Consider the following 11,859-nt stretch of genomic DNA (forward strand, 5'->3'; position numbering starts at 1 on the left):
GCCGCACGCGGGTCGATGTCGGCCGATGCTAGGCCCGGCTCGTTGCGGGCCTGTTAACTGACGCGGACGACGACCGCGGGAAGTGTCGGACCCGGTCGGTAGAGTTGGCGGCGTGCTGGTGATGGTGGTGGACTCCTCGACGCCCGCGGTGACGGCCGCGCTCGTCCGCGTCGACGAGCTCGCGGTCACCGTCGTCGCCGAGCGCGTCACCGTCGACGGCAAGGCCCACGGCGAGCTGCTCGCCCCGCAGATCCATGCGGTCCTCGCCGAAGGTCAGGTGGCGCCCGGCGACCTGGCCGCGGTCGTCGCCGGCACCGGCCCCGGCCCGTTCACCGGCCTGCGCGCCGGCATGGTCACCGCCGCCGCCCTCGCCCACGCCCTCGACGTCCCGGTCTATGGCGTCTGCTCCCTCGACGGCATCGGCCACCCCCTCCCCGGCCGCGTCCTCGTCGCCACCGACGCCCGCCGCAAGGAGATCTACTGGTCCGTCCACCACGACGGCACCCGCGTCACCGACCCCGCCGTCGACAAGCCCGCGGCGGTGGCCGCCGCGATCGCCGCCGGGGAGGTGCCTGCCGTCGACGGGGCGGCGGGTGACGGCGCCGGGAAATATGCCGATGTGCTCGGCCTGCCGGTGCTGCCGCTGCTGTACCCGTCCGCGCGGGCGCTCGCCGAGCTGGCCGCCGACCGGGTCCTGTCCAAGGCACCCAGCGAGGCGCTCGTCCCGCTCTACCTGCGCAGGCCCGACGCCGTCGCGCCCGGCGAGCGGAAGCCGGCGCTGCAGTGAGCGTCCAGCTGGCCGAGCTTCGCTGGTTTCACATCGAGTCACTGCTGCCGATCGAGGACGAGCTGTTCGGCGAGGAGCGGTGGTCCGCGGGCATGTTCTGGAATGAGCTGGCCAACGGTCACCACTACCTCGTGGCCCTCGACGGCGAGCGGGTCGTCGGCTATGCCGGGCTGGCCCTCGCCCCGCCCGACGAGGCGTGGATCCAGAATGTCGGGGTCCGCAAGGACGCGCAGCGGCAGGGCATCGGGCGGCGGCTGCTCGAGGCGCTGCTCGACGAGGCGACCAGGCACGGCATCCGGCAGGTGCTGCTCGAGGTCGCCGTCGACAACCTGCCCGCGCAGAAGCTGTATGCCGGCTACGGGTTCGAGGGTGTCGGCGTCCGCAAGGGCTACTACCAGCCGAGCAACACGGATGCGTTGGTGATGAGACGTGAAGACTGAGCCCCTCGTCCTCGGCATCGAGACGTCCTGCGACGAGACGGGCGTCGGCATCGTCCGCGGGCACACGCTGCTCGCCGACGAGGTCGCGTCCAGCGTGGAGGAGCACGCGCGGTTCGGCGGGGTCGTCCCCGAGGTCGCCAGCCGCGCCCACTTCGAGGCGATGGTCCCGACCGTCCAGCGCGCCCTCGACACCGCGGGGATCACGCTCGGCGACGTCGACGCGATCGCCGTCACCGCCGGGCCCGGGCTCGCCGGCGCGCTGCTCGTCGGTGTCGCCGCGGCCAAGGCGTATGCGCTCGCCGCCGGCAAACCGATCTATGGCGTCAACCACCTGGCCGCGCACGTCGCCGTCGACACCCTGGAGCACGGCCCGCTGCCCGAGCCGGCGATCGCGCTCCTCGTCTCCGGCGGCCACTCGTCGCTGCTGCGGGTCGACGACCTCGCCGGCCGGGTCGAGCCGCTCGGCGCCACCATCGACGACGCCGCGGGGGAGGCGTTCGACAAGGTCGCGCGGCTGCTCGGGCTGCCGTTCCCGGGCGGCCCGCCGATCGACCGCGCCGCCCGCGAGGGGCAGATCGTCATTCCGTTCCCGCGCGGGCTGACCGCCGCCCGGGACCTGGTCGAGCACCGGTTCGACTTCTCGTTCTCGGGCCTGAAGACCGCGGTCGCGCGCTGGGTCGAGGCCCGGCAGCGCACCGGCGAGCCGGTCCCCGTCAACGACGTCGCCGCCAGCTTCCAGGAGGCGGTCTGCGACGTGCTCACCGCCAAGGCCGTCGACGCCTGCCTCGCCGGCGGCGTGCGGACCCTCGTCATCGGCGGCGGCGTCGCCGCCAACTCCCGCATCCGCGCCCTCGCCCAGGAGCGCTGCGACAAGCACGGCATCACGCTGCGCGTCCCACACCCCAAGCTCTGCACCGACAACGGCGCCATGGTCGCCGCCCTCGGCTCCCACCTCGTCGCCGCCGGCACCACCCCGGGCCGGCTCGCCTTACCCACCGACTCCGCGATGCCGATCACCCTCGTCACCGCCTGACCACCAGCACCCCCTGCCCAGCGGAATCCACCACTCGCCGAGACCGACCGTCGACCGAGAGCGGCCGTCCGACGGGAGCGCTGTCCGGCGGGGGAGGCTGTTCGACAGGGGAGCCGTTTGGCCGGAGCGACTGTTCGGCGGGGAGCCGTTTGGCGGGAGTGGCCGTCTGGCGGGAGCGGTCGTCCGGCCTGCACAGCGGGAGTGATCGCCAGCCGGAATCCACCGTTCGACGGGAGCGGCCGTTCGGTGGGCAGAGTCGTTGGCGGGGCGGCTGTCCGGCGGGAGCGGCTGTTCGGCGGGGGAGCCGTTGGCGGGAGCGGCTGTTCGACCTGCACAGCGGAAGCGACCGCCAGCCGGAATCCACCGTTCGACGGGAGCGGCAGTTCGGCGGGAGGAATTCTTGGCGGGGCGGCTGTCCGGCGGGCGGAGCCGTTCGGCGGGAGCGGCCGTTTCGGCGGGAGCGGCCGTTTCGGCGGGAGCGGTGTCCGGCCTGCACAGCGGATTGACCGCCCGCCTGAATCCACCGTTCGGCGGGAGGAGTCGTTGGCGGGGTGGCTGTTCGATGGAGCGGCTGTTCGGCGGGAGGAACACGAACAGCACGAGTGGCCGACCGGCGGGTGCAGCTCGAACAGCGGTAGTGCCGGACCAGCGGAGTGGGAGCTGTTTGGCCGGAGCGACTGTTCGGCGGGGAGCCGTTTGGGGGGAGTGGCCGTTCGGTGGGCGGAGTCGTTGGTGGGGCGGCTGTTCGGCGGGAGCGGCTGTTCGGCGGGAGCGGCTGTTCGACCTTCACAGCGGAGGCGACCGCCCGCCGGAATCCACCCTTCGACGGGAGTGGCTGTTCGGCGGGAGGAGCACGAACAGCAGGAGTGGCCGACCGGCGGGTGCAGCTCGACCAGCGGTGGTGCCGGACCAGCGGGAGTGTCGAACTGGCGGGAGCTGCCGGCCGCCGGGGTGCAGTTTGAATAGCGGGAGTGGCCAAGCGGCGAGTTGACCGACCGGTGGAAGCCGCCTGCGTCGCCGAGCGGCGGGAGTCGCCAACCGGTGGGAGCAGCTTGAACGGCGGGGGTGGCCAGTCAGTAGGAGCGGCGGATTGGCGAGATCTGCTGATCGGTGGGAGTGGCTCGACGTGGACAGTGGGAGCTGCCGAGCGGAGGAAGTCGCCGACCGGTGGGATTAGCCGAGCGGTGGGGTCGCCGAGCGGTGGGAGTCGCCGTCCGCTGGGAGTGGCTACCGGCCGGAGCGGTCAGCTGGTCAGGAGCAGCCCGGCCAAGTGGAGCGGGCGGCCGGCAGAAGTTGTGGGACCAGTCTGAGTGGCCGGCAGGAAGGAACTGCCCGACCGGCCGGGGCGGTCGGCTGGCAGAAGCAGCGCGACTCGCTGGGAGCAGCCGATCGGCAGCAGCAGGCCTGACCAGCCGCAGTAGCCAGTCCGCCGGAGCGGGCCGACCAGCCGGAGTGGCAGGTCCGCCGGAGCAGACGAACAGGCAGAGTAGGCGGCTCGCTGAGGTGGGCTTAGCGGTGGGGAGCGGGGGCGGGCGGTGGGGTGGCATGGTGGGCAGGAGCGGGAAGGACGGTGGGAGTGGTATGGGAGTAGAGTCCAGCGCCGTGATCGTGCGCATGTGGGAGGTCCGGGCGCACCCGGAGGCGTTCGACGAGCTGCTGTCGTGGGTGTGTGAGGCGATGCTGCCCAAGGTCGAGGTGCATCCGTTGCACATCAGCAGTGAGGTGTACTCGTCGACGGACCATCGGCTGGTGGTCATCGCGAAGTGGCGGGGGAGCACGCCTGAGGAGTTCGCGGACCCGCCGTCGCATCTCGTGTCGCGGCGGCCGCAGGCGTGGGACTTCACCGAGGTCGACCGCTGAGGGCGGGCCGCGGGGGCGGTCCGGCGGGCGGAAAAATGTAAGGCGTCCGACCGGGGTTCCGGGTTACCGTCGGCGGGCCATGAAACGGTTGCCGATCGACGAGCCGGGGGAGCCTGACAGCAGGTCCGCCGCGCGGTTTCTGCTGTGGGTGCTGCGGCACCAGCTGCCGACGATCATCGCGGGGATCGCGCTCGGGATCGTCTGGATGGTGAGTCAGGCGCTCGTGCCGGCGGCGCTCGGTGCGGGGGTCGACGCGTTGACCGGCCATGACCGGGGTGCGCTGGTCGCGGCTGGTGGGGCGCTGCTCGGGCTGGGGACGGTGACCGCGGTCAGCGGCATCATGCGGCACCGGTTCGCCGTCACGAACTTCCTGTCCGCCGGGTTCCGGACCATGCAGGTCACCGCCCGGCACGCGACGCGGCTCGGGGCGACCCTGCCGAAGAAGGTCGCGACCGGCGAGGTCGTGAGCATCGGCACCACGGACTTCGACCACGTCGGGTACGCGATGGACGTCACCGCCCGCGGTGGTGGGGCCGTCGTCGCGATCGTCGTCGTGTCCGTGCTGTTGCTCGACGTGTCGGTGCCGCTCGGGCTCGTCGTCGTCATCGGGGTGCCGCTGCTCGTGGCCGTCGTGGGGCTGCTGCTCAAGCCGCTCCACCAGCGTCGCCGCGCGCAGCGGGAGCTCGCCGGCGCGCTCACCGGCCGCGCCGCCGACATCGTGTCGGGGCTGCGGATCCTGCGCGGCATCGGCGGTGAGGACGTCGTGTCGGGGCGGTACAGGGCCGAGTCGCAGCAGGTGCGCGCCGCCGGCATCCGGGTCGCGAAGGTCGAGACGCTCCTCGAAGGCGCGCAGATCCTGCTGCCGGGGCTGTTCGTCGCGCTGGTCACGTGGCTCGGCGCCAGGTTCGCCGTCGCGGGCAAGATCACGCCGGGTGAGCTGGTCGCGTTCTACGCGTACGCGGCGTTCCTCGTCAGCCCGCTGCGGACGCTCACCGAGGTCGCGGAGAAGGTGACCCGCGGGCACGTCGCCGCCGGCCGGGTCGTGTCGCTGCTGCGGGTCGAGCCCGAGCTGCACGACCCCGCCGACCCGGAGGCGCCGCACGACGGCGACCTCGAGGACCCCGGGTCGGGCTTCACCGCGGGCCACGGCCGGCTCACCGCCATCGCCGCCGCCCGCCCCGAGCACGCCGCGGCCATCGCCGACCGGATCGGCCTGCTCGACCCGGGGTCGGAGGCGAGGCTGCTCGGCGTGCCGCTGCGGACCATGCGGATCGACGACGTCAGGTCGCACGTGGTCGTCGCCGACAACGACGACCGGCTCTTCCGCGGGCGGCTCCGCGACGAACTGAGCGGCCACCAAACCACCAAGAGCGACACCGCGGTGCTGGGCGGCCACCAGACCACGAAGAGCGACACCGCGGTGCTGGGCGGCCACCAGACCACGAAGAGCGACACCGCCGTGCTGGGCGGCCACCAGACCACGAAGAGCGACACCGCCGTGCTGGGCGCGCTGGAGACGGCCGCGGCGCAGGACATCGTCGACGCGCTCCCCGACGGGCTCGACACCGAGATCGCCGAGCGGGGCCGCGACTTCTCCGGCGGGCAGCAGCAGCGGCTGCGGCTCGCCCGCGTGCTCGCCCTCGACCCGCCGGTCCTGGTGCTCGTCGAACCCACCAGCGCCGTCGACACCCACACCGAGGCCCTCATCGCGCGGCGCCTGCCGGCCGCCCGCGCCGGCCGGACCACCGTCGTGTGCACCACCAGCCCGCTGCTGCTCGACCGGGCCGACGTGGTCGCGTTCGTCGACGCCACCGGCCGGGTCGCCGCCACCGGCACCCACCGCGAGCTGCTCGCCACCTGCCCCGCGTACAGCGCGACCGTCACCAGGGAGGAGGACGCCTGATGCTGCTGCCCGTCGCCTCCGGTGCCGAGGTCCGCGCGTACCTGCGGCGGCTCGTCCGCGAGCACCCGCGGATGCTGGCACTCGTCGTCACCCTGCACGTCGGCGCCGCCGTCGCCGGTCTCGTCACCCCGCGCCTGCTGGGCGACCTGGTCGAGAAGACCTCCGCCGGCACCACCATCTGGACCGTCGACCGGATCGCGCTCACCATCACCGGTTTCGTCGTCGCCGTGTCGGTACTGGTGCGCTTCGCCAGACTCGCCTCCGCCCGCCTCGGTGAGCAGATCCTCGCGACGCTGCGGGAGGAGTTCGTCGACCGGGTCCTCGCCGTCCCGCCGTCCACGGTGGAGCGGGCCGGCACCGGCGACCTGCTCACCCGCGCGTCCCGTGACGTCGAGGGGACCTCGGACACGGTCAGGTTCGCCGTGCCGGAGGTCGTCGTCGGCGTCCTGCAGGTCATCCTGACGATCGGCGCCGTCGCGCTCGTGTCGCCGCTGTTGCTGCTGCCGGCCCTCGTCGCCGTGCCGATCCTGTGGGGTGCTTCGCGCTGGTACTTCCGGCGGGCGCCGGCCGGATACCTAGCGGCCAGCGCCGCGTTCGCCGAGCTGACCGACGGGCTCGCCGAGACCGTCGAGGGCGCCCGGACCGTGGACGTCCTGCGGCTGCGGCGGCGCCGGGTCGAGCGCACCCAGGAGCATCTGCGCGGCCTGTACGACCGGAACATGTACACGCTGAAGCTGCGCACCGTCTGGTTCCCGCTGACGGAGTTCGGCTACGCGCTGCCGGGCGCGGTCACGCTCGTCGCCGGCGGGTGGTTCGTCGCGGAGGGGTGGGCGACGGTCGGTCAGGTCACCGCGGCCGTCCTGTACTTCCTGGCGCTCATCGACCCCCTCGACCGGGTCCTGTCGTGGTTCGACCACCTGCAGGTCGGGTTCGCCTCGTTCGCCCGGATCGTCGGCGTCCAGTCGGTGCCGGTGGCCGCTTCCGGCGCCGCCGAGGTCCCCGCGGACGAGCGGATCGTCGCGCGGGGGGTGCGGTACGCGTACGTCGACGGCCGTGACGTCCTGCACGGCATCGACCTGGAGGTCCGGCCCGGCGAGCGGCTCGCGATCGTCGGGCCGTCCGGCGCCGGCAAGTCCACCCTCGGCCGGCTCCTCGCCGGCATCTACCCGCCGGGCGGCGGCACCGTCACCATCGGCGGCGTCCCGCTGACGGACCTGCCGCTGTCGTCGCTGCGCCGGCACGTCGCCCTCGTCACGCAGGAGCACCACGTCTTCCTCGGGACCGTCCGCGACAACCTCGTCCTCGCCCGCCCGTCCGCGACGACCGCGGACCTCCGGCACGCGCTCGCCACCGTCGACGCCCTCGACTGGGTCGACGCCCTGCCCGCCGGCCTCGACACCGTGCTCGGCGAGCCGCCGCTGTCCCCGGCCCAGGCGCAGCAGCTCGCCCTGGCCCGGCTCGTCCTCGCCGACCCGCACACGCTGGTCCTGGACGAGGCGACGTCCCTCATCGACCCCCGTGCCGCCCGCCACCTGGAGCGTTCACTCGCGGGCGCGCTGCACGGGCGGACCGTCATCGCCATCGCGCACCGGCTGTTCTCCGCCCACGACGCGGACCGGGTCGCCGTCGTCGAGGACGGCCGGATCACCGAGCTGGGCACCCACGACGACCTGGTGGCCGCCGGCGGTGCCTACGCCGCCCTGTGGCGCTCCTGGCACGGCACCACCCATCAGCCCGCGGCGTAGCGGGTCAGTGGAACGCGGCGTAGACGAGTCCCAGCAGGACGGCGGCGACCAGCGCGATCGCGAACACCCACAGCACGTGGCGGTCGTTCGACGTGCCCGCGGGCGCCGTCGCCGGCACCGGTGGCAGCGCCGGCAGGTCATGGGTGGCGGCGCGCAGCTCGGCGAGGGTCTTCGCGGCGAGGACGGCGTCGCAGCGGTCGGCGAACTCGTCCAGGGTGAGGCGGCCGGCCTGGGTGTGGTGCTGGAGCGCGTCGATCACCCGCCGGCGGTCCTCGTCGGAGGCACGCATGGCCGGTGCGTGCGGGCGGGCCTCGTCCGGCGGCATGGTCAGTGGGTCGCGATGGGGGCGAGGACGGCGCCGGTGACCTTGACGAGGTCGTCGGGGGCGAGCTCGATCTGCAGGCCGCGCCGGCCGCCCGAGACGTACATCGTGGACAGTCCGGACGCCGAGGCGTCGATGACGATCGGGAGCCGGGAGCGCTGGCCGACGGGGGAGATGCCGCCGGTCACGTAGCCGGTGGCGCGTTCGGCGGCGGCGGGCTCGGCCATCGCGGCGCGTTTGCCGCCGACGGCGGCGGCCAGGGCCTTCAGGTCCAGGGACGCGGAGACGGGCACGACACCGACCGTGAGCTGCCCGTCCACGGTGGTGACGAGGGTCTTGAAGAGGTGGTCCGGCGCGACGCCGAGGGCGGCCGCGGCGGCCTCGCCGTAGGAGGCGGCCCGGGGGTCGACCTCATACGTGTGCGGAGTGAACACGATCTTCTGCCGCGCCAACAGTGCGGTCGCCGGGGTGCCCTTGCTCGCCACTGGCCCACAATAGCGAGATGCAGATCGGTGCCGTCCAGATGTACCTGGGCTTCGGGCACATCTTCCTGGGCGCCACCACCGGCCGGGACATGTCCGTGTTCGACGGCGACGGGCCGATCACGGCGACGGACCGGCACGTGCGGGTGGCGGCCAGGCCGCAGGTCGGGCTGGTCAGGGTCAGGTTGTGGCAGGGGGCTGGGCCGCGGGTCGGGCGGCTGGTGTTCGACGGGGTGCTGGACCTGCCGGACGCGCGGTTCTGCGTGGAGGAGGCGACGGGGCTGTCGCGGTTCGTGACGAAGGTCAGCTCGGTGGAGCCGCGGGTGCTCGTCGCCGTCGACGACCCGGGGCACGCGTCGCGGATCGACGTGGTGCTGGAGCCGGAGTTCGTGCCGCGCAGCGCGCAGGTGTGGACGTCGGGCGATCCGCCGTTCCCGAAGCTGACGGTCGCGCCGACCGCGCCGCGGCACCGGGCGGACGTGTTCGCCGACGCGCTCGCCGGGCACGACTTCCCGCGGCGGCGGCTGGCGGCGGCGCTGACGGTGATGGCGGAGGAGCGGCGGGTCCGGGGGTCGGAGCAGATCGTCGCGTTCTTCATCAACGACGTCGTCGAGTGGCTGCGGTGGCTGCACGAGCGCGTGACGTGGGACATGTGCCGGGAGTCGGGGCGGATGCTCACGGAGCAGCTGGGCCGCCGCCCGCCGGAGGACCTCGCCGACGACGTCCTCATCGACCTGCAGCGCCGCCTGGGGCAGCAGCTCTACTGAGCGACGGACTGAGCGACGGGGCGCAGCAGGAGCACGGCGGGGGCGCCGGCGACCCTGGTCAGCGCGATCACCGCGGGCCGGGTGCCGGCCAGGCGCAGCGACCTGCGCAGCTCCTCCACGTCCAGGGCGGAGCCGCGTTTCAGGATCGTCAGGGAGCCGACGTCGAGGGCGCGCAGCGCCGCCCGGAGCCGCTTCAACGCCACCGGCAGCTGGTCGAGCACCTCGTAGCAGCGCCCGAACGGGGTCGGCACGGCGGAGGCGGTGTAGACGTAGGCGATGGTCGGGTCGGCGATGGCGCCGTCGACCGTGGCGGCGAACTCGGCGACGAGATGCGACCGCACCACCGCCCCGTCAGGGTCATACACGAAATTTCCGACCTGTCCGACAGGTGCGGTGGTCGTGCCGGAACCGGTCAGTGCGAAGACCTGTGATCCCTGGAACAGGGTCGCGCGGCGGGGAGCGGCGGCGAGGGGGCCGCACCAGGCGGCCGCCTCGACCACGTCACCGTCGACCGAGACCCATTCTCCTTCCGCGCCGGGCGGCAGCAGCGCGTGGTCGATGCCGGGTGCGAGCTTCAGCACCGTCATCGGCACCCGCGCCGCCAGGCCGATCACGAAGTCCCACGGCGGCGAGTAGGCGCGGGGGTCGAACACCCGCCGCCCGCCGGACGTGCGCCTGGCGGGGTCGCAGAACACGGCGTCCACCTCGTCGAGGGGCACCTCGGTCGCGTCGCGGGCCTCCACCAGTACACCGGCCGCCAACCCCAACGCGTGGACGTTCGCCGACGCCGTCGAGGCCGTCTCCGGCGAGGCGTCGACCGCGTGCACGCGCAGCCCGGCGCGGGCGAAGGCGATCGTGTCGGCGCCGATGCCGCAGCCGAGGTCCGCGACCCGGGTGGCGCCCGCGGCGGCGAGCCGGGCCGCCCGCCGGGCCGCGACGGGAGCCCTGGTCGCCTGCTCGAGGCCGGCGCGGGTGAAGTGCATCACCGCCGCGTCGGCGCCGAACTTCGCGACCGCCTTGCGTCGCAGCGCCACCTGGGTGAGCGCGGCGGCGGCGAGGTCGGGTGGGAAGCCGGCCGCCCGCAGCGCCGACGCGGCGGCGAGCGGGTCGCCGTCAGGGAGTGCGGCCGCGGCCTGAATCGCCTGTTCGAGCATGCGTCTATGAAATCCCTAGGATGCCCCCGGCCTTGCCGAGGCTCTTGCGAACCTTGAAGGTATAGCTGTCGCCGGCGTTCGACGAACCGTGCACGAGCCAGTAGTCGCCCTTGTCCTCCTTGGGCTGGCCCTCGGTCCAGTTCGGCGGTGCCTTCTTGCCGCCGTAGCTGCCGGCGATCGACTGGCTGGAGTAGCTGGCCATCCGGGCGGTGTTGCCGTTGTACCAGGCGTTGATGAAGTTCTGCACGTAGCTGGACGCGTCCGACGGGTACTCGGTCTTCTCGATGACGACGTCGGTGACGGCCTGCGGCTTGCCCAGATTGTGCTCGTCGATCGTGACCTGGAGCTGGTCGCCGTGGTCGTTGCGCAGGACGCACTCGGAGCCGTCCTTCTTCACGTACTTCCAGTTGTGGTCGGCGCCCTTCTCGATGTACTGGAAGTTGGACACGGCGCCGCTGCTCGCGAGCTGCTTGATCCGGTTCATGTCGTTCTTGGTCCAGGCGGACACGGCGGCCTGGCAGTAGCCCTTGGCGTCACCCGGGTACGTGGGTCCGGCGGCGCTCTTGTCCGCGGCCGGATCCTGGGTGCCGCCGGTCCCGCCGGTGCCCCCCGTGCCGCCGTTGCCGGGCGACGCCGAGGCGCCGCCGGGGCCCTCGCCGAACTCGGCCGAGTTCGAGGGGCCGTTGCTGGCCTCCGCGGCAACGTCGCCGCCGTCCTTCTTGCCGCAGGCGGCGAGGGACCCCATGGCCAGGGTCGCGACGATCAACGTGCCGAGCAGCCTCTTCATACAGGTGAGCGTAGATCGGTATGCGATGCCCGGCCGCTGTCCGTCGCCTAGCCGACGACGGGTGATTTCGTGGCGTGTTTGGCACTCTCCTTGACGGAGTGCTAGCCAGCGACATAACCTCCGATTAGCACCCTCGACATGAGAGTGCCAGCCAACCGGCTGGAGCCGGCACCCGCGACGACGGCTTCACCGGGCACTCGATAGCGTAAGAAATCGATACCCCAGGAGGGTATGCCCGTGACTACCGCGACGAAGGTTGCGATCAAGCCGCTCGAGGACCGCATCCTGGTCCAGGCCAACGAGGCTGAGACGACCACCGCCTCGGGCATCGTCATCCCGGACACCGCCAAGGAGAAGCCCCAGGAGGGCACCGTCCAGGCTGTGGGCCCCGGTCGCATCGACGACAAGGGCAACCGGGTCCCGATCGACGTCAAGGTCGGCGACACCGTCATCTACTCGAAGTACGGCGGCACCGAGGTCAAGTGGGGCGGCCAGGAGTACCTCGTGCTCTCCGCCCGTGACGTCCTCGCGGTCATCGAGAAGTGACCCAGACCAAGTAGATCAGTGGCCACCGCCCCG

Annotated in this window: 12 protein-coding genes; 8 read left to right on the forward strand and 4 right to left on the reverse strand. The window is 73.0% G+C overall.

Annotation, left to right across the window (positions count from 1 at the left end):
• Window positions 1–112 precede the first annotated feature (112 nt).
• The 6 genes from tsaB (at window position 113) to AB0J72_RS10850 (ending at window position 7,768) form a co-directional block, all read left to right on the forward strand.
• The gene (gene tsaB, locus AB0J72_RS10825; protein ID WP_363397353.1) at window positions 113–787 is read left to right on the forward strand and encodes a tRNA (adenosine(37)-N6)-threonylcarbamoyltransferase complex dimerization subunit type 1 TsaB; all 675 of its coding nucleotides are present in this window, start codon (window positions 113–115) and stop codon (window positions 785–787) included.
• On the forward strand, window positions 784–1,227 hold the full coding sequence (gene rimI / locus AB0J72_RS10830) for a ribosomal protein S18-alanine N-acetyltransferase (RefSeq protein ID WP_363397356.1): 444 nt from the start codon (window positions 784–786) through the stop codon (window positions 1,225–1,227). Before tsaB ends, rimI begins: the two co-directional genes overlap by 4 nt.
• Complete coding sequence (tsaD, locus tag AB0J72_RS10835; protein ID WP_363397358.1) at window positions 1,217–2,260, forward strand: tRNA (adenosine(37)-N6)-threonylcarbamoyltransferase complex transferase subunit TsaD; 1,044 nt, start codon at window positions 1,217–1,219, stop codon at window positions 2,258–2,260. The genes rimI and tsaD overlap by 11 nt, the downstream gene beginning before the upstream one ends.
• 1,602 nt (window positions 2,261–3,862) lie before the next feature.
• On the forward strand, window positions 3,863–4,120 hold the full coding sequence (locus AB0J72_RS10840) for a hypothetical protein (RefSeq protein WP_344501918.1): 258 nt from the start codon (window positions 3,863–3,865) through the stop codon (window positions 4,118–4,120).
• A gap of 79 nt (window positions 4,121–4,199) precedes the next feature.
• Window positions 4,200–6,023 carry an ABC transporter ATP-binding protein gene (locus tag AB0J72_RS10845; RefSeq protein ID WP_363397361.1) on the forward strand — a complete coding sequence of 608 codons (1,824 nt, stop codon included), beginning with the start codon at window positions 4,200–4,202 and terminating at the stop codon, window positions 6,021–6,023.
• On the forward strand, window positions 6,023–7,768 hold the full coding sequence (locus AB0J72_RS10850) for an ABC transporter ATP-binding protein (protein ID WP_363397364.1): 1,746 nt from the start codon (window positions 6,023–6,025) through the stop codon (window positions 7,766–7,768). The genes AB0J72_RS10845 and AB0J72_RS10850 overlap by 1 nt, the downstream gene beginning before the upstream one ends.
• Window positions 7,769–7,772: 4 nt before the next feature.
• Here AB0J72_RS10850 and AB0J72_RS10855 read toward each other — a convergent pair whose 3' ends face one another.
• Both AB0J72_RS10855 and ybaK read right to left on the reverse strand, forming a co-directional pair.
• A complete protein-coding gene (locus AB0J72_RS10855; protein WP_363397367.1) occupies window positions 7,773–8,093 on the reverse strand; it encodes a DUF1707 domain-containing protein in 321 nt (106 codons plus the stop codon).
• A gap of 2 nt (window positions 8,094–8,095) precedes the next feature.
• Window positions 8,096–8,575 carry a Cys-tRNA(Pro) deacylase gene (gene ybaK / locus AB0J72_RS10860; protein WP_363397370.1) on the reverse strand — a complete coding sequence of 160 codons (480 nt, stop codon included), beginning with the start codon at window positions 8,573–8,575 and terminating at the stop codon, window positions 8,096–8,098.
• A 17-nt stretch (window positions 8,576–8,592) separates the two neighbouring features.
• Here ybaK and AB0J72_RS10865 point away from each other — a divergent pair, with 17 nt between their 5' ends.
• Entirely contained in the window at window positions 8,593–9,339 is a 747-nt protein-coding gene (locus AB0J72_RS10865) for a hypothetical protein (RefSeq protein WP_363397373.1), read from the forward strand.
• Here the strand turns inward: AB0J72_RS10865 and AB0J72_RS10870 are convergent.
• Both AB0J72_RS10870 and AB0J72_RS10875 read right to left on the reverse strand, forming a co-directional pair.
• Window positions 9,333–10,493 carry a class I SAM-dependent methyltransferase gene (locus AB0J72_RS10870; protein ID WP_363397376.1) on the reverse strand — a complete coding sequence of 387 codons (1,161 nt, stop codon included), beginning with the start codon at window positions 10,491–10,493 and terminating at the stop codon, window positions 9,333–9,335. The two genes, AB0J72_RS10865 and AB0J72_RS10870, sit on opposite strands and share 7 nt — an antisense overlap.
• 4 nt (window positions 10,494–10,497) lie before the next feature.
• Window positions 10,498–11,280 carry a hypothetical protein gene (locus AB0J72_RS10875; protein ID WP_363397379.1) on the reverse strand — a complete coding sequence of 261 codons (783 nt, stop codon included), beginning with the start codon at window positions 11,278–11,280 and terminating at the stop codon, window positions 10,498–10,500.
• A 231-nt stretch (window positions 11,281–11,511) separates the two neighbouring features.
• On the opposite strand from AB0J72_RS10875, the gene groES reads away from it, so the two are divergent.
• Entirely contained in the window at window positions 11,512–11,826 is a 315-nt protein-coding gene (gene groES / locus AB0J72_RS10880) for a co-chaperone GroES (protein ID WP_203845131.1), read from the forward strand.
• Window positions 11,827–11,859 lie beyond the last annotated feature (33 nt).

The organism is Dactylosporangium sp. NPDC049742, assembly GCF_040674675.1.
Classification (GTDB): domain Bacteria; phylum Actinomycetota; class Actinomycetes; order Mycobacteriales; family Micromonosporaceae; genus Dactylosporangium; species Dactylosporangium maewongense.

Bases quoted from the DNA above. Each gene is read 5' to 3' on its own strand.
- AB0J72_RS10845 (WP_363397361.1), top strand. From the start codon at position 4,200: ATGAAACGGTTGCCGATCGACGAGCCGGGGGAGCCTGACAGCAGGTCC.
- AB0J72_RS10850 (WP_363397364.1), top strand. From the start codon at position 6,023: ATGCTGCTGCCCGTCGCCTCCGGTGCCGAGGTCCGCGCGTACCTGCGG.
- AB0J72_RS10855 (WP_363397367.1), bottom strand. From the start codon at position 8,093: ATGCCGCCGGACGAGGCCCGCCCGCACGCACCGGCCATGCGTGCCTCC.
- AB0J72_RS10865 (WP_363397373.1), top strand. From the start codon at position 8,593: ATGCAGATCGGTGCCGTCCAGATGTACCTGGGCTTCGGGCACATCTTC.
- AB0J72_RS10870 (WP_363397376.1), bottom strand. From the start codon at position 10,493: ATGCTCGAACAGGCGATTCAGGCCGCGGCCGCACTCCCTGACGGCGAC.
- AB0J72_RS10875 (WP_363397379.1), bottom strand. From the start codon at position 11,280: ATGAAGAGGCTGCTCGGCACGTTGATCGTCGCGACCCTGGCCATGGGG.
- groES (WP_203845131.1), top strand. From the start codon at position 11,512: ATGCCCGTGACTACCGCGACGAAGGTTGCGATCAAGCCGCTCGAGGAC.